This is a genomic window from Actinopolyspora lacussalsi subsp. righensis (assembly GCF_900116555.1).
Classification (GTDB): domain Bacteria; phylum Actinomycetota; class Actinomycetes; order Mycobacteriales; family Pseudonocardiaceae; genus Actinopolyspora; species Actinopolyspora lacussalsi.
Genome location: NZ_FPAT01000001.1, coordinates 238,425 through 257,657 on the forward strand (window position 1 = coordinate 238,425; position 19,233 = coordinate 257,657).

Consider the following 19,233-nt stretch of genomic DNA (forward strand, 5'->3'; position numbering starts at 1 on the left):
CGCGCACGATGGCGGTATGACCGTATCGCGGCTGCGCTCCCGGCTGAGAGCGAGCGTATTCGAACACGTGGCGGGCTCGGAGGGACCGGAACGTAGGGAGCGCATCCACTCCGCCACGGGACCGCGCTGGTTCGACGAGGACCGGCCGATCCGGCGGGTGCACGCGGACGCCTCGATGTTCGTCGGCGGGTTGCGGGCGCTGCTGCTGCAGTCGCTGCACCCGCTGGCGATGGCCGGGGTCAACGCGCACTCCGGTTACCGGGGTGATCCGTGGGGACGGCTGCAACGAACCAGCTACTTCCTGGCGGTGACCACGTTCGGCACCGCCGACGACGCCGAGCAGACCGTCCGCCGGATCCGTGCGGTGCACGAGCACGTAGCGGGCACCGCGCCCGACGGACGCGCTTACGCGGCCACCGATCCGCGACTGCTGCGCTGGGTGCACATCGCCGAGATCGACAGTTTCCTGCGGGCGCACCAGCGCTACGGCGAACGCCCGTTGGACGCTCCCGGTCGGGACGGCTATGTCGCCGACACCGCCCGCGTCGCACGTGAGCTCGGTGTGATCGACCCGCCGGAAACCGAGGCCGAACTGGACGAGCAGATCCGGCAGTACCGTCCCGAGCTGGCGGGAACCCCGGAGGCGCGCTCCACCGCGCGGTTCCTGCTGCTGGAACCACCGCTGCCGTTGGCGGTCCGTGGCCCTTACGCGGGTTTGGCGGCAGCGGCCGTGGCACTGCTGCCCCGCTGGGCGCGGCTGCCGCTGCGGCTGCCGTACCTGCCGGTGACCGAGGCGACGCTGGTGCGACTGAGCGGGCGGACCGTCACGGCGGGTATCCGCTGGGCGATGACCGCACCGTCCCGGCAAGAGCAGCCGTCCCGGCGGGAGCAGCCCGCGGAAGGGTGACGACCTCGCTTCCGCAGCGGCCGGACATTCGCGACGGGCTCGGAGGGAGAGCTCACGGCAGCCGAGGACATGCCGCCGCGGGTTCTTCACGAGTTCTTGATACGACCGTAGCGGGCCAGCGCCTCCTGCCGCTCGTGCGAGTGATCGACCACCGGTGCGGGATAGTCCGGCGCCTGCGCGCCGTCGAGCTTCCACGGACGGTGCACCCTGCTGCCGTCGACACCGCGCAGTTCCGACACGTACCGGCGCACGTACTCCCCCGAGGGGTCGAACTTCTCACCCTGCGTGGTCGGGTTGAAGACGCGGAAGTAGGGCGCTGCGTCGGTACCGCTGCCCGCCGCCCACTGCCAGCCGTGCTGATTGGAGGCCAGATCACCGTCCACCAGGTGCAGCATGAAATGGCGAGCTCCCCACCACCAGGGCAGATGCAGATCCTTGACCAGGAAGCTGGCCACGATCATCCGCACGCGGTTGTGCATCCAGCCCTCGCGCAGCAGTTGGCGCATTCCCGCGTCCACGATCGGGAACCCGGTCCGTCCCGCGCACCAGACGTCGAACAGCACGTTCGCCTCGCTGCCGGTGTCCAGCGGCATCCGGTCGAAGCGGGTGTCGAAGTTGCACCGGGCGCTGGCCGGCCAGTTCCACAGCACGTCGGCGTAGAACTCCCGGAAGGCCAGTTCGTTGCGGTAGCTCCCCGCGCCGTGGTGGTCCAGTAGGGACAGATCGCGCAGCATCGTGCGCGGGTGCACGCATCCCCAACGCAGGTAGGCCGACATTCTGCTGGTCCCGGCGATGTCCGGCCGGTCGCGCCGCTGGTTGTACTCCGCCAGGCCTGATTCGACGAACTCGTGCCAACGACCCAGCGCGTTCGTCTCGCCCGGTGGTGGCAGCTCGGGAGCCGCGTCCCGCTCGCCGTCGGGAAGGGGCACGCCGTCGAGTCCGTCGGGGCTCATCCATTCCACGGTGTCCACACCGGTCTCGGCGGGGAGCGGCCAGCCGTGCTCGGACCAGGCACGGCGGAACGGGGTGAACACCTTGTACGGCGTACCGTCGGCCTTGGTGATCCGTCCCGGTGTCACCGCGTAGGGCGAGCCCGTGACCTCCCAGCCGACTCCGCGTTCCCGCAGCGCTTCGCGTACACGCCCGTCACGGCGACTGCCGTAGGGGTTGGTGTCGGCGGAGACGTGCACGCTCTCCGCACCGACGCGCCCGGCCAGTTCCGGCAGCACCTCGGCGGGGTCCCCGTGCCTGATCAACAACCGGTGCCCGAGACGCTCGTCCAACTCACGCAGACACCCGTACAGGAAGTCACGTCGACTGGCTCCGGCCGGGCGCAGCAGGTTGTCGTCGAGCACGAACACCGCCAACACGGATTCGGACCGGCGTGCGGCGGCCAGCAGGGCCGCGTGGTCGTACAGTCGCAGGTCACGGCGGAACCACAGAATCGCGGCGGTGGTCACGCCGCACGAGGTTACTGGACCGGTCCGGCGTCCCCGTGGTCGCGGTACCGAGGTTTCGGCAGCACAGCCCACCATTCCGGCTGAACTCACTCGGTCGAATGACAGATGCTCGCCGAATGGCGCGGCGCGGGTGCGGTTACTGGGTTCACCGCGTGGCCTCGGAAGTGATCGTCGTGGGCGCCGGGCTCGCCGGCCTGAGCGCCGCCGAAGCGGTGCTGGCCGATCTGGACCGTGGCGCGCACCCCTGATCGAGCTCGTGCGGTCCGATTCGGAGCACCGGTGCCGCGACCCCATCTCCGCACTCGGCACAGTGCGGCGTCGATTTCTCGCGAAATTTCCGGCCCCGCGCCACCCGTCGGGAAGCGACCATGCGAGTCGCAGCGCGCGTGTCTCCGGTGCGTGAGTCGGATGCGTCGCAAGGCCAGGCCGCTCGCCGTGTAGATCACTACTCAAGAGCGGCCCAACACCGCGAGGCGCGACTCACGTGACGGTTACGCCACCACACCAGAGCGACCAGCCCAGCAACGCAGCGAGAGCCGCGCGAGAGGTTCCGCCACTCGATACCCTGGCCGGACGAGCGGCACCCGATCACAACAGCACGGCGTAAACCATCCCCACCGCTCCGACCAGCACGGCCAGCAGCGCGACGCCAGCGGGCAGCGCACCGTCCGCCAGTGGTTGCCGATGCTGCGGCAGGGCGCTGTCGGCACGGTAGCGGCGCACCGCCAACACTCCCACCAGCACCGCGACCGGCAGCAGCGCCAGCACGCAGCCGAGCGCGACCAGCGGCCTGGTTTGGGCGATGAACCTGGTCAGCACCAGTGAACCGACCGCGAAGGACAGCCCGGTGCGCAACCAGGCCAACGTGGTGCGTTCGATCTGCAACCCCGGATCGACCGGGGCGCGGGCTCGCTCGTCACCCGTGTCGTGGTCGGGCACGTCAGATCCCCACGATCACGAGCAGCACGGCGATCCCCACTCCCACGGCGGCGAGGCCGTAGCCGAGCACGGCACCCATCCTGGGGGCGGGCAACGGCCTGCCGGTGCGCAGCGCCCGCTCGGTGGCAGCCCACCTGGTGAACGAGGCGGCGCTGACGAGCACCCCGCCCGCCAACAACAGCAGCGCCAGCCAGGTGACCAGTGGATTCTGGGACGACGAGGTGGCGGCGTTGACCGTCTCGATACCGACGCCGGCGGCCATCAGCGCCATCGCGGTGCGCAGCCACGCCAGAAAGGTCCGTTCGTTGGCGAGTGAGAACCGGGCGTCCGGCTCGTCCCCCTCGCCGTACACCCTGCTCGGCCAGCGCCTGGTTCCGTGGCTGGGCACTGACATGGCGCGTTCACTGCCACCTTTCGGAATCCGGTTCCCGTCGCCCACAGCACACCACAGAGTGAGGCTCTGCTGCCCACTCGGGTGCAGCGGGGCGGTTGCGAGGTCGGGCTTTCCGCTGGCGAATCCGCCGTCGGGTAATCACAGCTCGATACCGGTCGGGCGCTGCCGGGCCGCGCGCTCCAGGGCCCGCATCGCGTCACCCCCTTCCACGACGGCCTCGGACTCGGCGACGGCCCAACCGTAGATCCCGCGTGCCATCGTGGAACCGGCCTCGCGTTCCAGTTCCCGGAAAACCCGCATCCGCTGTCGATGGATCTCCGGGTCGTGGGGCGCCGCGTCACCCGCGAGCTGGGCCAGGTGGGCGGCCAACCGGGGTTGTTCGGCCGCGCCGAGTTCGCGGGCCCGCGTGGCGAGCCGTTCGGCTCCACCCACCAGGGCGGCCAGTTCGGCGGCGAGCTCGGGACGCGGGGCAGGTTTGAGCCGGGCCGGATCACCGTCCCACCAGCCGCCGTAACGCTGCCAGAGAGCGTGGACCACGAATTCCGGTTCGTCGTAGATCGGCCGCAGATACGGTTTCCGCAGCAGGTGTTCCGGTGGTGAGACCCGGTGCAGCACCTCATCGAAGCAGGCTCCGGTGTTCATCAGTTCCAGCACCTGGTCGTGCAGCGATTCCAGCAGCTCGGCCGTGTCGGTCAGCGCCTGCCTCACCCGCTGGTGCCCCTCGATCGGCACGCCGTGCCCGGGAAGCAGCAACCGGGGTTCGAGCTCGGCCATCCACCGCAGCCCTTGTGCCCACTCGAGAGGGTGACGCTGCGGTTTCTGCGGATTGCCCGCGTTGGGCGAGGCCCAGATGAACAGATCGCCGACGCACAGCACTTCCCGTTCCGGCAACCACGCGACGGTGTGATCGTCGGTCTCGCCGAGCACGTGGTGCAGCCGCATGTCGAGCTCACCGACGCGCAGCTCGGTGCTGTCCCGGTAGGTGGCGTCGGGATAGCGGTAATCGGTGGGCCAGTTCAGCTCGGGGGCACGGAACTGCCTGCGGTTGACGACGGTGTTGTACCCGGCCGAGCGCCGGTAGCGGTCGAAACGAGCCGTGATCGCTTCGTGTGCGAGCACCGTGGGCGCCGGGTCACCGTTGTCGGCGGCTTCGCGCTCGAACGGTTCCGTGCCGAAGACGTGGTCGACGTGACCGTGCGAGTAGATCGCGGTGTGCAGCGGCAGTGACCAGTACCGCCGGACGGCTGCGTGCAGCTCGGAGGCGGTGGTCCGGCTTCCGGTGTCGAACAGCACGATCCCCCGCTCGGTGGGGAACACGTAGACGTTACCGAAACCGGGCCACATCCACACGCCGTCGGCCATCCGGTGCAGCTCCGCGGCGCGCTGCTCGCCGCCGAGGTGGTGCAGCGTGCTCGCCTCGCCGTTCCAGCAGCGCTCGGCGAATTCGTGAATCGAACTCATCGATCCCTCCCTGTCGTGTGCGCCACAATTTAAAGCACGTGTATTAAACGGGCAAGGTGTTGGCACAATGAATCCGTTCGAACGAGCGAGCGCGGAGACCCCGGATGAGCAGTCCCAACGGCCAGGGCACCAGAGAACGGTTGATCGTCACCGCCGAGCGACTGTTCGCCGAGCGCGGCATCAGCGAGGTCTCGCTGCGCGAGGTCGGCGTGGCCGCCGGGCAGCGCAACACCTCAGCGGCGCAGTACCACTTCGGCGACAAGGAGTCACTGGTCAACGCGATCCTCGATCACCGCATGAGCGGGATCAACGAGCACCGACTGCGGCTGCTGGCCGAGCAGGAGGACGAGGCGCGAACCGAGCTGCGCGACCTGCTGACGGCGTTCATCGTGCCGCTGGCGAGCAGCACCAACGAGACAGGCAGCCGCTACGGACGTTTCCTGGCCCAGTACTTCAGCCAGCCCGCATCGCCCACGGGCTGGGACTGGGAGGCGGCCTCCAGCCTGCGCGCGGTGTGGACCGGGATACGGCACTGCCTCGAGGAACTACCGGAGGCGGTACTGGGCCGCCGGCTGCGGATGCTGGTGCACCTCGTGCTGCACACCATCGCCGATCACGAGCGCACCGGCTCCCCGACCGATCCGCAGCACCCCGCGCACTGGACGATCGATCTGATCGACGCCGCGCACGGCATGCTCACCGCACCGGTCACTCCCTCGGAGGGTTCGAGGGATCGTTGAGAATCGTCGCTCGAAGTGCCGATTCAGCCCTCGAGCCGGACGGGCAGCTCGCGGTAGCGGACGAGCGGCGGCACCTGTTCCACCACCAGCTCGGCACGATCGACGTCCAGCGCTAGCCCGGGATCGCGCCGCGCGGTAGTCGACCACCCCAGCTAAACGCGTGCGAAGCGGGCGCCCGCATCACTCCCCCACCGGATACGAGTGAGGTCGGATCGGCACGCCCGAATTGACTAGACAGACCTGTCTATATAAACTACTCGTGCCATCCGAGCAGGAACCACCGGAGGTCACAGCGATGAATGAACAGCGGCATCACGAGCAGGTCAGGACTACTGCCTCCACCCGTGACACCGAGCAGGTCAACGCCCGGGAGATCGGGCACACCCCGGCACGGCGGCGCACGACCCGGCTCGCCAAGAAGTGCTTCGAAGCGAACCGACACCGGCAGGCGTGGCTGCTGGGCAGGGATCCGCACTGAACCGAGAAACCGGGTGGAGATCGAGAATTCGGCACTTTCGACACGCCTGCCCCGATGGGACAGTCGAAAAACGGCGCCGCCCGGCATGAAACCACGCTGTTCCGGGTATCCGGGCCACAGCGGAAAGGAGGTCCGCATGGACAGTGCCGATTCGGCGGACTCGAATCCGACAACGACAGCGGTGTTGGTGCTCGACCCGGAAGGGCGTGGTGCGGGATGCCCTCCCGGCCCGTGGTCCGGACTCGCCGAGACCGTGCCGCTGCACTGGTTCCCGCTATCCACCGTGGACGACGGATTGCTGCAGGTACGTGCCCTGCTGGAAAAACAGCTCGACGCGGGCACACGGCTGCAGCTGGTAGCGGGAAGCGGGGCCGCGGGGACGGCGCTGCGCGCGGCGGCCCCGCACCCGAAGGCGGTCGCCGGAGTGCTGCTCGCCACCGACGGGACGTTCGACGAAACCGCACTGACCGAGGTGGTCGAACGCAACGGGACCACCGTGCGGGTGATGCACGTCGACGAGAACACCGGGAAGAACGAGGGGCCGCTGCTGACACGGCAGGGCGTCGCGAACAGCCTGGTCGGTGTGCTGCGGGATCACCGGCAACGTTCTGAGGAGTGAACCCCACCAACGGCGGTGACGCGTGCCGCGGTGCCCGCCCTCGATGAGCGGGCACCGCGGCACGTTCCCGCCGAGACTCGCGGGCGTCCGACACCGGAGACCGGGCGGGGCGGACGCCGGGTGGGTCGGACGCCGGGTGGGTCGGAGGCCGGACGGATCAGATGTCGCCCGGCAACGGCGCGGCGGGGTCGACCAGCTCCTCGTCACGCAGCTGCCGCCAGAACTCGGTCGGGACCGGGGTGCGCGAGAGCTCCAGGTTCTGGCTCACGCGTTCCGGACGCGACATGCCCGGGATCGTCGCCGCCACGGCGGGGTGCGCCAGTGGGAAACGCAGGGCAGCGGCCCGGATGTCGGTGCCGTGCCGCTCGGCGATCTTTCGCAGCCGGTCGACGTCGTCGAGCACCCGCTGCGATGCCTCCTGGTACTCGAAGTGCTTCCCACCTGCCAGTACGCCCGAGTTGAACGGTCCGCCCACGACCAGCTCCACGTCGCGTTCGGCGCAGCGCGGCAGCAGCCGCTGCAACGCGTAGGAGTGGTCGAACAGGGTGTATCGGCCCGCCAGCAGGAAGGCGTCCGGGGTGTGCTCGTCGAGCCCGAGGGTGAGCTCGCAGGGCTCCACGGTGTTGACACCGATGCCCCAGGCATCGACGACGCCCTGCTCGCGCAGGCTCGTCAACGCGCGGAACGCGCCGGTGCGCGCGGCGGCGAAGGCGTCGAGCCAGTCGTCACCGTAGAAGTCCGGGGAGATGTCGTGCACCCAGGCGATGTCGATGCGGTCGGTGCCCAGCCGGTGCAGGCTCTGCTCGATCGAGCGCATGGTGCCGTCGTAGCCGTAGTCGTTGCGGACCCTGTTGGGGCGTCCGTGCGCGAAGATGCCGCCCCGCTCGTCCGGGTCGGCGGGCTGGTCCGTCTCGTACTCGATCACGCGGCCGACCTTGGTGCTGAGCACGTACTCGGAGCGTTCGTACCGTGACAGCACCTCGCCGAGCCGGATCTCGGACAGCCCGGCCCCGTAGATCGGGGCGGTGTCGTAGTAGCGGATGCCGTTGTCCCAGGCGGCCCGGATCGTGGCGGCCGCGTCCTCCTCCGGTACGGGGCGGAACATGTTGCCCACCGGGGCCGCGCCGAAACCGAGGGTCTCGCCGGACAACAACGATCGGATGCTCACGTGTACTCCTCGTCGTGCGTGGTGCGGGCCGGTTTCCGGCCCCTCTCCCACGACGCTAGGCTCGGCTGTTACAGCTGTCCAAGACTCAATTGGCGAAGGTTGATGCGGTGAGGGTCTGACATGGTGGAGCTACGTCAGCTGGAGTACTTCGTGGCCGTGGCCGAGACGGAGCACGTGGGACGGGCCGCCGAGCGGCTGCGGATCTCGCAGTCCCCGTTGAGCCGTAGGATCGCCGACCTGGAAAAGCGGCTGGGGCTGGTGCTGTTCGAGCGCAGCAAACAACGCGTCCGGCTCACCCCGGACGGCGAGGTGTTCCTGACCGAGGCGCGGGCGCTGCTGCGGCACGCCGAGCGCGTCGAATCACTCGGGCAGCGACTCGGACGCGGTGAGACCGGCGGGTTGTGCCTGGGGTACGTGGAACACGCCATCCACGCCGACGTGCTGCCCGGTGCGCTGCGTTCGTTGCGCCGGGACCGGCCGGACGTGCACGTCTCGCTGTACAACCAGACCGGGGCCGAACAGCTGGAGGCGCTGCGCAGGCGGAGCCTGGACATCGCGCTGGTGGACACACCGCCGGAAAAGGACGACCCGGTGCTGGAATCCGAACTGGTACTGGCGGATCCGCTGGTGCTCGCGATACCCGCCGATCATCCGCTGGCGAACCGCGGGATCGTCGAACCAACCGATCTGGACAATCAGCCCTGGATCGCCATCGGCCGCAAGGACGTTGACGAGGACTTCCGGGAGTTCCTCTCCTCGTGCGCCACGGACGGGTTCACCCCGAACATCCGAACGGTGGCACCCGAGCCGTTGGCGGCGCTGGGACTGGTGGGATCCGGGCTGGGCATGGCGCTGCTGCAGCGCAGCGTGCTGCGCGGCACTCCCCCTGACGTGGCGCTGCGGGAACTGCCCTGGTGCGATTCCTCGGTGCGGCTGTGGGCGGCCTGGCACCACATCGACCTGCGACCGCTGGTGGCGGAGTTCCGGAAGGTGTTGCTGGACGGAGGCACGACGCCGTAGCGCTGCCGGTTCGTCCGATCGCAGCCGTTGGGAAACCGGCTCTCACAGGAGATGGGGCGGCACTCCGCGAGTGACGCGGACTCGCAGCTCGGCGATGACGGCCGTGTGCTCGTCGCGACGTGGTGACCAGCGAAGCACCACTTCCTTGTTCCGTTCCGTTCGCCAGGGGCGGGTTTCGCTGTGCCACGTGCCGGTGGGGAGCACGGTGAGCAGGTTCTCCAGCACGCGATCGGGGTCGTCCTCGAAGGTGCGTATCGACAACCGCGCGCTGTGGTTCCCGTTGTCGAGGGCCCGGACTCCTTCGGGGTGGCCCTGAACATCCTCGTCGGAAACCCGTGAGAGGTCTTCATCGGCGCATCGCCAGAGCACGTCCTCGGCGGTGGCACCGTCAGTACAGCGCACCTCGGCGTCGGCGACGAGCCAGACCCGGTTCCATTCGAAGAGATCTCGCAGTGCTTGGTGGAACTCGGCACGTTCCTCCTCTGCCCAGGAGTCCGGGTCGGGTTCGACGTCCGGCTCGTCCTCCTCGTCTTCTTCCTCGTCCTGCTCTTCCTCTGCCGCGAGCGCGAGCGGATCACCTCCGAGGCGAACGTGGACCCCCACCACCGCTCGCGGTTCCGCGAGATGGCTGTCCGCCAAGGGACGTGCGACGGAAGCGATCGGCTCATCGCCGCACTGCTCGACATTCACTTCTTCCGCATGAAGACCGAGGGTTCGGGCCGCGGCCGTAGCGACGGTGCGCAGGGTATGCGGCTGATCGTCGTTCGCGACTTCCGGCGCGGGGTACAGCAGTGCCGCGTGATAACCGTCCTCCGGTCGCTTGCCCGCGGGCAGTAGCTCGACGAATGCCGCGTCGTGACGGCGGACCGGTTCCCGGACCAGGCCGATGGCGGTGCTCAGGTCCCCCGCCGGCAGCCACAGGTGCAGGCGGACCATCGCCTGTTCGGGATCGTCTCCGGAATGTTCGAAGGCTGTGTGAACGCGTCCTGCTTCCTCCGACCGGGGAACGCAGCGCGGGGAGTCGACGGGAAGAAACTCCTCGACGGCTCGCGGACCGAAACCTCCCGACATCGAGATGATCGTCACCCCCGAGCTGGGCAGGAACCGATGCTCGGTGAAAAGCCGCGCGGACCGCACGCCGTCCTCGTCGTCCATGTGGTAGCGGTCGGCGGCGAAGTCGTACGTTTCGAGCACCGGATAGGCGGGAGCGAGCAGTGTCTCCTGTGGCGTGTGTCGTGGGTCCGGAGCCACGGCGGAGTACGCGCGGGAGGCGTATCTCGGCCCGTGTTCGGGATCGTCCGGATCGTTCAGCTCCACCCGAAGCGCCGGGAACTCCACCGTTTCGGCCACCCTGCTCGACTTGTCGAGCGCGTCGACCAGCGAGTCGGCGTCGACGTCGAAGAGCAGCCGTGTAACCACGTCCTTCTCGTGAAAATAAACCATGACACGAACACGACCACAGTTCCGGAACGTCCGGCAACCGATTTTGAAGGAGGTCGCCGGACGAAGGATTCCGCACTGGCTCAGTCGTGCTGAATGCTCGACTCCTCGAAATCGAGAACGCCCTCGCGAAACTTTTGTCTTGTGTAATCGATCACATCGGCATAGGAAACTTCCTGGGGAACGTCTATAGCCAGGAAGGTGTCCTTGTGGCCCACCTCGTAGTCACAACCGAAGCTCCTCATGCACGACTTGAAGTCCTCGATGCCGCTGTCGTCGAAGAAGATGACACGCACTGTGGAATGACCGCCGCCGCTGAGCACTCGATCGAAGACGAGGTTTCCCTCGTCATCGGTAGCGGTCTTGACGATGTCCTTGATACTGAGCCGCGGAGCGAAGAACGGTATGTTCTCGACCGAGTACCCCTCGCCCTCCCGCACCGGCACCGCCCACAGCGACTCCGCGGCGATGGGTGGATAGCCGTCCTCATCCTGCTCCAGCGGAACGACGATCTTCACGAAATCCTCCAGTTCGAGCTCGTTATCCAGGGAATAATCACTGTCAGTCGAGTTCATTCGGATATCGTATCAGGTCGACTTTCTCATGTTCTGGAGATCAGCACTACAAGCGACGGAGCGCTGACCGGGGTCTCCCTCGAACTCCCAGTTCCCCAGCCTGCCTATCTTTTCGGCCAGCCGGTCCCATGTAGGAGCTTCGAGAGCGTTAACGTACTTCTCCAAAAAACCTCTTATCTCATACCAGGAATGATTTTCCACGAGCAGGACCCCTCTTCCCACCAAAGGCCCGGTCTCCCTCACTCGCCTGCTCGCCCACTTCGGCGTGCAGACAAGCACGTCGAACGCCTCCTCTCCCGAGTCCTCCGAAGGCCCAACGAACATTTGAAGCAGAAAACCGAAGTCCTCGGGGTAGTCCGGCCCGAAATCACAGAGATCGACATCCGGACTGTGGTAATCCTTGATAACGGCTCTCATGATCCTCCGGATGAGCTGTAAATATCATACGATTGAAATATTCATTCTATCCGATGCTTTCGTCCCCGATCACGTGCAGCACGTCCCCCAGCCAAACGAGCCCGTAGCCGATCGGGTCAGATTCACCCCGAAGGATCTCTCGCAGGTTCTCCCATGATTCGGACACTTGTCCGATCGTGAGCTCGGGCGAATCATCATAAACCTTGTCCCTGAGAGCAGCAGGAACGGACCAGTAGTAGTCGGTTTCGATCTCCAAGTTTTCCCTACCTACCGAGGCGTGCTCCAAGAGGTCGTCGAAGATTTTCTTGAGTTCTTGCTTGGATACGAGCAACGCGAATTCCTCCGTGATTCGAAAGTGTCGTCCAGGTGGAACTAGCCATCATGCGCAGCGGTGCACAACTGACTTGAGCCGAACCCCGCGGACCACGAACAAGGTCACTCACCTCTCCGCCAGAAGCTGGAGCGCCACCAGTATAGACGCGTACTATCCTCCGGCCATTCATCATTCATGTCATCCAAGGAATCGAAGTTGTCGACCTCCGGATCAATAGGACGAAACCCTGTTTCCTTTGAGGGAACCTTCTTCGCGAACCACTTGGAGAGACGCGAGCGTCCGGCATGAATATCCGTGCGGTACTCGCCCTGCGCCTCGACAAGCGATTCACTGTTCGCGCCACCGCTGTACCACGGCCAACGGAGTTGGACCGGGTCGTCTTCCCAGAAGCATACCTGGCAGATGTCGTACGATCCTGGAGGCGAACCGTGCACCAGGTAACCGCAGCAGGGACAGGGATAGGACCCCTCCCTGCACCTTCCATTCGACAGAAGCGTTTCGAAAACTCGAAACAACGACACAAGAACCCTATCCCGAGGTGACAGCACCTACCACACCAATCCAATCCCAAAGTTTTGCGTACACGTCCGAAGAAGAACAGAAGCTACTGGATTAACATGCCCCACATGCCGTGCGGACCGGAGCTTCGGCGAGCGAGAGCACGGACGCTGATCCTGTCACTAATCGTTCAGATGGTTCGGACTCGACCGTTGGGTTCATGAATCTAGCTTATTCAAACCCATGAAGGACAGTAGTTGGCCGTCAGTTTTGTGGCGTATTCCTTCGAAACAGTCCTTCTCGCCGGAGCCGGATACACATATGTCTGCAAGGCGTCAGCGACCTCCATGAAGGGCCCGTACCGCGTCCACCATTCGTTCCTCGCTCTACTGTCCGGGAACCCCTGGAACACCGCTACCTCGTCGCTCCGTTCTCCCCAACACCCCCACTTTCCGGAACGGCCACTGACAGCGATGATCTCCGCTGACTTCGCGATAGATCCCAAGATTTCGCCGTTGGGCTCGTAACCGACCGCGGTCCAGTAGTCGTCCTCATCGGCATCGACCGACAACGACAGAGCTGGATACATCCGATACTCCGGGAAGTAGAACGCCTCGCAGGAGGGTTCCAGAACCAGCAGATCTACACAACTGTCTCCATGCCAACGCGCCAGCTCACACAACGCAGGCCACAGCTCAGGCGCAAGGACAGAATCGAACTCGCAGAACAACGAGTCCCCTCCGTCTTTCTTGAAAACCTGGCCAGGTAACCTGGCGGACAGATCGAACGTGACAGCGACACGAGAGCAAAGATTCTGATATTCCCCACTGTCGAGCACAAACGCATCTGATTCTGCCACCATCTCCCCTATCATGCCTTCGATGTCAACTTTCTCGAATGATGCATTGCGATCGCAAGATACATGAACCTGACGCTCCGTCAAACACCAAGATCGAGAAAATTCTCGACAATCTTCGAGTAGTCGTCACGACGTTGATTTACCCCGATCCGCAGGAAACCGCTGTCGAAGACCTCTGCCATGAACTGGCACTCATCGTATCGACCGGACGCTATTTCCGAATCGTGTCTCGAAGAATCATGGGGTTCGACAGCTACCAGCAACATATCGACGGCCTGCACCATAGTGGCGGACAGCTCCCACACGTCACGCCACGAGAGTCTGAGACCGGAAGGAAGATTCAGTGCCGAATCAGCGATCTCATCGATATACTTTCCCTGAAAAGGGCCACCCGGCCCCTCCAGTTCAAGCAGCCTCCAATCCAGGTCGTTGTCCGGCAGCACATTCAGCACATCAACAATCTCCGGTGGCTTCGTACGGGGGCGAATCTCGTAGCACTCGATCACGATCACCCCAATGGTTCATTATCCGGACTCGACTACGTCAATCGACAGCCTGATCCTCCTGCGGAAGCTACCGTGAAGCAACCGAATTCTACTGTGACCATCCCTGCCCGTCCCTGCCGGACAGCACGACCGCCCAATCACGCTGCCACCGTGCTTCGAGGAACAGCCAACCGTGGGTCGTGCGGCAACTTCGCCGGGCACAGCCATCGGTAGATGTGGTCCTCAGTCCTGCGAGTGGCGACTTCCCGGGATCACGTAGGAAGCCGCGAGGTCACCGCCGAAGATCACGACGAGCTCATCGGGTAAGTAGTTAAACCCGTTTCCAGCTGCCTCGCCCAACGCTACGACCACACTCGATCCCACGTCGAACTCGAACCGAAACGACCACGGCATCTCCGAGAACCCCTCGTTGGGTACATGCCAGGCGGGAACGATATCGGTGATCACCGCCCCGACGAAGGGAGCCCAATCCGGATGGTCACTGACATCGACAGGCTCTCCCGAGAAGTTCCGGCCGACCGCTGCGGGTTCCCTGAGCTCGATCGCCAAGCTTTCATCGAGGCCATTCACCGCCCACGACAGCATCACCGCACTGCCGCTTTCCAGCACCAGCTCAACGTCCATGTCCACTTCATGCACGCGCTCAGCCCGATGACCATCCGGCCAGTCCACCCCGCGCAGCACCGCGTAACGAACAGACTTCAGAACCCCACCGCGAACAGCTTCCCGAACAGCGGCGAGACCAATGCCATCACTCGCCTCCCACTGCATAGAGCTCCCGGCGTGTCACGTTGATGGCTGAATCTGATCCCATCGTGCCTCACACCACGAAATGACTCATCAGTCACGCGCCCGATAAGCAAAAATCACTTCCCTCAAGAGCGAAATCGGACAAGATCATATTCCAACACGATGCCCAGTCCGATACGCCCAGCGAGCGGATCATCCTGCGCGGACACCACCAAGACGATCTCACCGAGATAATCCACGAGAAGTATCTCAGAACTCAACGAGATCAGTGGAACCAGGACGTACCCCGCTCACACGAAGTACGGCCACAAGAGAGCAAAAGAACGTCCGACGGGACGCCTAACCGGATCTGGGCCAGGAAGACGAGCCGCCGGACGTCGATGTTGTGTAGATCGTACCGGTACACCCGGATTCAGTACTCAGTTCGCCCCGTAGGAGTCGTACAGTGAACCGATACGATCATCGGACAACTTGGCGGAGTAGAGCCGGACGTCGTCCACCTTTCCCGACCAGGACTGCTCGTATACTCCGGATTTCTTGGCACGGCCGAGCTGCAGACCACCGGTGGCCTGCCAGGTGTTGCTCACGGTTCCGTCATTTATCCGGTTGCCGTCAACGTAGAGCCACAGCTTCCCCGCTTCGGCGTCGTAGACTCCGGTCAGGTGGGTCCAGGTGTCGAGTTCCGGTGATCGAACCGACTCAGCGGCCGACGTCACCCGAGCGGATTCCGTGTCTGACTCGGGCATCTCGAAGAACCAAGCGCCGAATGGTCTATTGATGTCGCGGAAGTAGCCCAACCGAAACTTGCTGGTGTTGGCTCCGTCCAGGCTCACCGCGGTCGCTCTCCCTTCCTCCTGGCTGGAGAGATACACCCAGGTAGAAATCGTGAAGCTCTCGTCGGTACGCAGATCAACCTCCGACGTCGAGACATAGTCACCGTCGCCGTCCAACGAGACGGAGTTGCCGATACGCCCAGGGGTGAAGTCGGCATCACCGTGCAACGTACCGGTGAGTCCTCCGGTCGAATCGGACGCGGTGTCCCCTTCGGACTCGTTCAACCGCAACTTGTGCGCCAGATCCGGCTCGAGCGCCGCGATACGCTCCGGCTCCCCTTCGAAAAGCTCCCGACCGTAGAGAGTCACATCGTCGATGGCTCCCTGCCAGAAACCCTCCTGCTGATCCCCGAACTGTCCACGCCCGATCGCCGTTTCGCCCACCGCGCTCGATGCCGCGGCATAAGACGTGGCACCAACCGAGGAGCCGTTGACGTACAGCCTGATCTCGCCGCTGTGTACGTCGTGGACTCCGATCAGATGAGTCCACACGCCCCGCGGCGCTGTTTCATCACCCGTAACGCGCTTCGACTCACCACTGCCAGCTTCGGCCATGGTGAAACTCCACTTGCCGTCACTGGTCAGTTCCAGGCGGAAACCGCTGGTGCCGTTACCATCCTGCGAGAGCACCACCCTACGTTCGCCGATCCGCTCCGGCTTGGCCCAGGCCGAGACCGAGAAGCTCCGTGTGGTGTCCACCGCGTTCGGAACACCGACGTACTCCGCAACTCCGTCGAGTCGAATCGCCTGATCACCCGGTTCCGGTGCGACACTCCGACCGCTTTCCCACTCGGGATCACCGTGTGTCGTGCCGTCGAGACCACGGGCGGAGTGATCGGTGACTTCCCCGTCGAGTGGCCAGAAGCCGGAGGGGACGTCATCCGCCACCACGATGTCGCGGATCTCGTTGTCGTGCAGCACTCGGCCGTAGCCGCGGATCTCGTCCACAGCTCCCGGGAAATACGCGCCCCAGGTACCGGCGTGCTTGGCCCTGCCGATTTCGAACCTGCTCTGCTCGGGATGCCATGCCGCTCCGAACTCGGTCGACCCCACTCGCCGACCGTTGACGAACAGCCGGGCTTCGTCGGCACGCGCGTCGTAGACACCGGTCAGGTGGGTCCACACCCCGAGCCTCGGTGCCCGCTCGGAGACGACCGTGACGGTCGCACCGGCTCCGCCGCCCGAAGCGCGCAGCGTCCAGTCCCAGCTGTCCCGGTTCGCGCCCGAATATCCCAGTTGGAATACCGCTTCGTCCGAACCGTTCTGACTGGCCAGCGCCACGGGCTCGGTTGTTCTCTCATCCAACCGCACCCAGGAGGACACGGAGTACGAGAGATCAGTGCGTGCCACCTGCTCCGCGGCGACCGCGTGATCGTCGGTGCCGTCCAGCCGCAAGGCGGTCCCCACGGCTCCGTCGGTGTAGTCGGCTCCACCATGGACAGTGGCAGGCTGACCACCGGGAACCGTGTTCGGAACGCTCGTGGCGTTACTTTCCGTCTCGAACTTCCAGTGTCCGGTGCGTACATCGTCCGATTCGACCCGGGAACGGATCTCGGCGTCGGTGAGAACGCGGTCGTAGACCCTCACCTCATCGATCGCGCCCTCCCAGTACTGCGAGTCGGCACCGTCGTTCTCGGCACGTCCGATAGCCAGTTCACCGTCGGTGTCGACATCACCGTTGTAGGGACGGGTCGAAACCAACGAGCCGTTGACGTAGAGCTTGACTTCGTTCGCCGTCTCATCGTGCACACCGACGACATGCGTCCACTGTCGTGTGGCAACGGGCGAGTCCGAGACAGCGGAAGCCTGCTCGCTTCCACCGCCCGCCACGTCCGAGCCTGCCATCCGGAAGCGCCAGTTTCCGTCGGCGGTGACCTGCAGTCGGAAACCACTGACCACTTCGCCGTCCTGGGAAACCGCGGTATGAACGGTGCCGTCTATCGCGGCCGGTTTCAACCACGCGGAGACCGCGAAACTTGTGTTGGTCGGGAGCGCGTTGGGCGCGGTCACGTGATCCGCCGAACCGTCCAGCCTCACCGCCTTGCCCAGAGCACCGGGCTGCCATGAGACTCCCGCGTGCGTAGTGCCGTCCCGGCCACCGAGCTGGACTTCGTCGGTGGTGTCGCCGTCGAGTCGCCAGTGCGACGCCGGCCCGTCACCCGAGCGAACGTAGAAGTGGTGCGTAGCCATCGGGCTACGGTTTCCGGCCGCGTCGGCGCTTTGCACGTACAAGGTCACCGCACCGTCGGTGGGAGGAGTCAGCGTGACCGTGGCTTCTCCTCCTGCTGTATTGGCGTCCACCCTTGTCGAGGGTGGATCCTGAAATCCGTAGAAATAGTGGTCGACATCGGCGACTCCGGCCGCACCGAATGTGAATTCACCGGGCACATCCGTACCACCGTGCCAACTGTTGTCCGCCTGATACAGCGGCGAGGAAACCACTGGTGCCTTATCGGGGGCGATCTGATCCGCCAACAGATTCGCGCCGTGCACAGCAGCCGGTCTCGCTGTGGAGACCGGCTCGGCCGTGGCGGCGCGGGCGGTGGCGCCGACCGATTGGCTCAACGGAGACCCCAGTACCGCGAACACCAGGAGAGTTACCCCCAGTGATCTGAACAGGCGTCCCTTGTGGGACGTGCGCACTCGATTACCTCCAACGTGCTGCTCCGCCTCGCCGGCGGCGGGCGGATCAGGACAAACCAGCACAAAGCATCGAGGCGAACAGGAATGCGAACAATGCTCACTTTGCGCACGTTGGATTGGGACGTTCGGAAGAGCGAAAGCGAGCGATCGGCCGCTTTACCGGAGATCCACCTCACGAAGCCACCGCTTCGTGATCACTCGGACATCATCCCGTTACCACCGAGACCAACGAGAGCGCGGCGTCGAGGCGGTCCGAAGTACGACCCCGGGAGACGGACAGTTCGCGGTTTCGCGCACTCCGGCATCGAATGGAACAACACGAGGCGTAATCACGATGTGAAGCGCGCCGGGAGAGCGAACCGGCGCGCTCTGCGAGGCACGGCACCGCACGTAGGCTTGTTCGGCATGACCCAACAGCGCACGTCCCAGCCGGCGGTACGGATCCAACGCCGGTCCGCCCGGGCCATCCTGATCGACGACGAGGAACACCTGGTACTGCTGCGCCGCACGAAACCGGGCATGACGCCCTACTGGACGACTCCCGGCGGTGGACTGGAACACCGGGACGAGTCGCTGGAGGCGGCCATGCACCGCGAGATCGCCGAGGAGATGGGCGCCACCGCCACCGGCGCGAAACGCGTGTTCCTGAGCAGCACCGCCCGCTCCGGCGGCATCACCGTGCAGCACTTCTTCGTGGCACGACTGACCTCGATGGACGAATCCACCCGCCACGGCCCGGAGTTCGACGACCCCACTCGCGGCGAGTACCGCGCGGAGCGGTTCGACATGCGCGCCGAAACGCTGGCCACGCTCGACCTGCGTCCCGCACCGCTGCGCGAGTTCGTGCTGTCCAACCGCCTCGCCCTGCTAGCCGAGGCGCTCTACGCGGACTGAGAAACCGACCTCCACCAATCGTTCCCGGTGCCCTGCGTGTTCCCGGCGTCGCGGCGATCGACCGACCACCGGACCGTCCGGCTAGGAAGAAGTCAACGAGGACAGCGACGGCAGCGCCTCGAGGAAGGTCTTCACCGACTCGGCCGCCTGTCGCAGCATTACCAGACCCTGTCGCACCGCCGAGGCGGCTTCGGCGGGTGATTCCTTGACCCACCACACCAGCAAAGCCACCGCCAGCAGCGAAAGCAGCCCCTTCAGCGGAGTTCCCCCATCTCCCGACGAGCTCCTGACATGTCCA

Annotated in this window: 22 protein-coding genes; 7 read left to right on the forward strand and 15 right to left on the reverse strand. The window is 65.2% G+C overall.

The features are described from left to right. Window positions 1-16: 16 nt before the first annotated feature. Complete coding sequence (locus tag BM394_RS01085; RefSeq protein WP_092972824.1) at window positions 17-907, forward strand: oxygenase MpaB family protein; 891 nt, start codon at window positions 17-19, stop codon at window positions 905-907. 86 nt (window positions 908-993) lie between these two features. On the opposite strand, the gene BM394_RS01090 is transcribed toward BM394_RS01085, so the two are convergent. Beyond that, window positions 994-2,367: a cryptochrome/photolyase family protein gene (locus BM394_RS01090; RefSeq protein ID WP_217643270.1), complete on the reverse strand. Its 1,374-nt coding sequence runs from the start codon at window positions 2,365-2,367 to the stop codon at window positions 994-996. 98 nt (window positions 2,368-2,465) lie between these two features. Between BM394_RS01090 and BM394_RS22610 the strand changes: the two genes are divergently transcribed. Beyond that, a complete protein-coding gene (locus tag BM394_RS22610; protein WP_165400623.1) occupies window positions 2,466-2,615 on the forward strand; it encodes a hypothetical protein in 150 nt (49 codons plus the stop codon). 340 nt (window positions 2,616-2,955) lie between these two features. Here the strand turns inward: BM394_RS22610 and BM394_RS01095 are convergent, their stop codons facing one another. The 3 genes from BM394_RS01095 to BM394_RS01105 form a co-directional block, all read right to left on the reverse strand. After that, entirely contained in the window at window positions 2,956-3,306 is a 351-nt protein-coding gene (locus BM394_RS01095) for a DUF202 domain-containing protein (protein WP_092972828.1), read from the reverse strand. A gap of 1 nt (window position 3,307) precedes the next feature. Further along, window positions 3,308-3,700 carry a YidH family protein gene (locus tag BM394_RS01100; RefSeq protein ID WP_092973608.1) on the reverse strand — a complete coding sequence of 131 codons (393 nt, stop codon included), beginning with the start codon at window positions 3,698-3,700 and terminating at the stop codon, window positions 3,308-3,310. Between the two features lie 138 nt (window positions 3,701-3,838). Continuing rightward, window positions 3,839-5,161, reverse strand: coding sequence for an alkyl sulfatase dimerization domain-containing protein (locus BM394_RS01105; RefSeq protein WP_092972830.1), 1,323 nt, complete (start codon window positions 5,159-5,161; stop codon window positions 3,839-3,841). Window positions 5,162-5,265: 104 nt separating this feature from the next. Here BM394_RS01105 and BM394_RS01110 point away from each other — a divergent pair, with 104 nt between their 5' ends. From BM394_RS01110 to BM394_RS01120, 3 genes are all read left to right on the forward strand, one after another. Continuing rightward, on the forward strand, window positions 5,266-5,901 hold the full coding sequence (locus tag BM394_RS01110; RefSeq protein ID WP_092972832.1) for a TetR/AcrR family transcriptional regulator: 636 nt from the start codon (window positions 5,266-5,268) through the stop codon (window positions 5,899-5,901). A 259-nt stretch (window positions 5,902-6,160) separates the two neighbouring features. Beyond that, on the forward strand, window positions 6,161-6,379 hold the full coding sequence (locus BM394_RS01115) for a hypothetical protein (protein ID WP_092972834.1): 219 nt from the start codon (window positions 6,161-6,163) through the stop codon (window positions 6,377-6,379). A gap of 136 nt (window positions 6,380-6,515) precedes the next feature. Next, the gene (locus BM394_RS01120) at window positions 6,516-6,998 is read left to right on the forward strand and encodes a hypothetical protein (protein WP_092972836.1); all 483 of its coding nucleotides are present in this window, start codon (window positions 6,516-6,518) and stop codon (window positions 6,996-6,998) included. Window positions 6,999-7,155: 157 nt separating this feature from the next. Here BM394_RS01120 and BM394_RS01125 read toward each other — a convergent pair whose 3' ends face one another. Continuing rightward, window positions 7,156-8,166: an aldo/keto reductase gene (locus tag BM394_RS01125; RefSeq protein ID WP_092972838.1), complete on the reverse strand. Its 1,011-nt coding sequence runs from the start codon at window positions 8,164-8,166 to the stop codon at window positions 7,156-7,158. Window positions 8,167-8,286: 120 nt separating this feature from the next. Here BM394_RS01125 and BM394_RS01130 point away from each other — a divergent pair, with 120 nt between their 5' ends. Beyond that, complete coding sequence (locus tag BM394_RS01130) at window positions 8,287-9,186, forward strand: LysR substrate-binding domain-containing protein (RefSeq protein ID WP_092972840.1); 900 nt, start codon at window positions 8,287-8,289, stop codon at window positions 9,184-9,186. 42 nt (window positions 9,187-9,228) lie between these two features. Here BM394_RS01130 and BM394_RS01135 read toward each other — a convergent pair whose 3' ends face one another. The 9 genes from BM394_RS01135 to BM394_RS01175 all read right to left on the reverse strand — a co-directional run bounded on the left by BM394_RS01135 (window position 9,229) and on the right by BM394_RS01175 (window position 18,041). Further along, window positions 9,229-10,629 (reverse strand): hypothetical protein, encoded by a 1,401-nt coding sequence (locus tag BM394_RS01135; protein ID WP_092972842.1) that lies wholly within the window; start codon window positions 10,627-10,629, stop codon window positions 9,229-9,231. 80 nt (window positions 10,630-10,709) lie between these two features. Then, a complete protein-coding gene (locus BM394_RS01140) occupies window positions 10,710-11,201 on the reverse strand; it encodes a DUF4265 domain-containing protein (RefSeq protein ID WP_092972843.1) in 492 nt (163 codons plus the stop codon). A 12-nt stretch (window positions 11,202-11,213) separates the two neighbouring features. Beyond that, a complete protein-coding gene (locus BM394_RS01145) occupies window positions 11,214-11,618 on the reverse strand; it encodes an Imm8 family immunity protein (protein WP_092972845.1) in 405 nt (134 codons plus the stop codon). A 46-nt stretch (window positions 11,619-11,664) separates the two neighbouring features. Continuing rightward, on the reverse strand, window positions 11,665-11,949 hold the full coding sequence (locus BM394_RS01150) for a hypothetical protein (protein ID WP_092972847.1): 285 nt from the start codon (window positions 11,947-11,949) through the stop codon (window positions 11,665-11,667). Window positions 11,950-12,053: 104 nt separating this feature from the next. Beyond that, window positions 12,054-12,500, reverse strand: a complete 447-nt coding sequence (locus tag BM394_RS23595; protein WP_342752612.1) for a CPCC family cysteine-rich protein — start codon at window positions 12,498-12,500, stop codon at window positions 12,054-12,056. Between the two features lie 185 nt (window positions 12,501-12,685). Beyond that, window positions 12,686-13,324: a hypothetical protein gene (locus BM394_RS01160; RefSeq protein ID WP_217643272.1), complete on the reverse strand. Its 639-nt coding sequence runs from the start codon at window positions 13,322-13,324 to the stop codon at window positions 12,686-12,688. 65 nt (window positions 13,325-13,389) lie between these two features. Further along, complete coding sequence (locus BM394_RS01165) at window positions 13,390-13,821, reverse strand: hypothetical protein (protein WP_092972849.1); 432 nt, start codon at window positions 13,819-13,821, stop codon at window positions 13,390-13,392. A 216-nt stretch (window positions 13,822-14,037) separates the two neighbouring features. Next, the gene (locus BM394_RS01170; protein WP_139235105.1) at window positions 14,038-14,586 is read right to left on the reverse strand and encodes a hypothetical protein; all 549 of its coding nucleotides are present in this window, start codon (window positions 14,584-14,586) and stop codon (window positions 14,038-14,040) included. A gap of 398 nt (window positions 14,587-14,984) precedes the next feature. Then, window positions 14,985-18,041: a LamG domain-containing protein gene (locus BM394_RS01175; RefSeq protein ID WP_139235106.1), complete on the reverse strand. Its 3,057-nt coding sequence runs from the start codon at window positions 18,039-18,041 to the stop codon at window positions 14,985-14,987. Between the two features lie 405 nt (window positions 18,042-18,446). Between BM394_RS01175 and BM394_RS01180 the strand changes: the two genes are divergently transcribed. Beyond that, on the forward strand, window positions 18,447-18,935 hold the full coding sequence (locus tag BM394_RS01180; RefSeq protein WP_092973614.1) for an NUDIX domain-containing protein: 489 nt from the start codon (window positions 18,447-18,449) through the stop codon (window positions 18,933-18,935). Between the two features lie 81 nt (window positions 18,936-19,016). Here BM394_RS01180 and BM394_RS22615 read toward each other — a convergent pair whose 3' ends face one another. Continuing rightward, the gene (locus BM394_RS22615; RefSeq protein ID WP_175496992.1) at window positions 19,017-19,166 is read right to left on the reverse strand and encodes a hypothetical protein; all 150 of its coding nucleotides are present in this window, start codon (window positions 19,164-19,166) and stop codon (window positions 19,017-19,019) included. Window positions 19,167-19,233 lie beyond the last annotated feature (67 nt).

Coding starts and splice junctions, on each gene's coding strand:
- BM394_RS01170 (WP_139235105.1), bottom strand. CDS start 14,586: ATGCAGTGGGAGGCGAGTGATGGCATTGGTCTCGCCGCTGTTCGGGAA.
- BM394_RS01105 (WP_092972830.1), bottom strand. CDS start 5,161: ATGAGTTCGATTCACGAATTCGCCGAGCGCTGCTGGAACGGCGAGGCG.
- BM394_RS01130 (WP_092972840.1), top strand. CDS start 8,287: ATGGTGGAGCTACGTCAGCTGGAGTACTTCGTGGCCGTGGCCGAGACG.
- BM394_RS22610 (WP_165400623.1), top strand. CDS start 2,466: ATGACAGATGCTCGCCGAATGGCGCGGCGCGGGTGCGGTTACTGGGTT.
- BM394_RS01100 (WP_092973608.1), bottom strand. CDS start 3,700: ATGTCAGTGCCCAGCCACGGAACCAGGCGCTGGCCGAGCAGGGTGTAC.
- BM394_RS01135 (WP_092972842.1), bottom strand. CDS start 10,629: ATGGTTTATTTTCACGAGAAGGACGTGGTTACACGGCTGCTCTTCGAC.
- BM394_RS01140 (WP_092972843.1), bottom strand. CDS start 11,201: ATGAACTCGACTGACAGTGATTATTCCCTGGATAACGAGCTCGAACTG.
- BM394_RS01085 (WP_092972824.1), top strand. CDS start 17: ATGACCGTATCGCGGCTGCGCTCCCGGCTGAGAGCGAGCGTATTCGAA.
- BM394_RS01180 (WP_092973614.1), top strand. CDS start 18,447: ATGACCCAACAGCGCACGTCCCAGCCGGCGGTACGGATCCAACGCCGG.
- BM394_RS01110 (WP_092972832.1), top strand. CDS start 5,266: ATGAGCAGTCCCAACGGCCAGGGCACCAGAGAACGGTTGATCGTCACC.
- BM394_RS01120 (WP_092972836.1), top strand. CDS start 6,516: ATGGACAGTGCCGATTCGGCGGACTCGAATCCGACAACGACAGCGGTG.
- BM394_RS01145 (WP_092972845.1), bottom strand. CDS start 11,618: ATGAGAGCCGTTATCAAGGATTACCACAGTCCGGATGTCGATCTCTGT.
- BM394_RS01160 (WP_217643272.1), bottom strand. CDS start 13,324: ATGATAGGGGAGATGGTGGCAGAATCAGATGCGTTTGTGCTCGACAGT.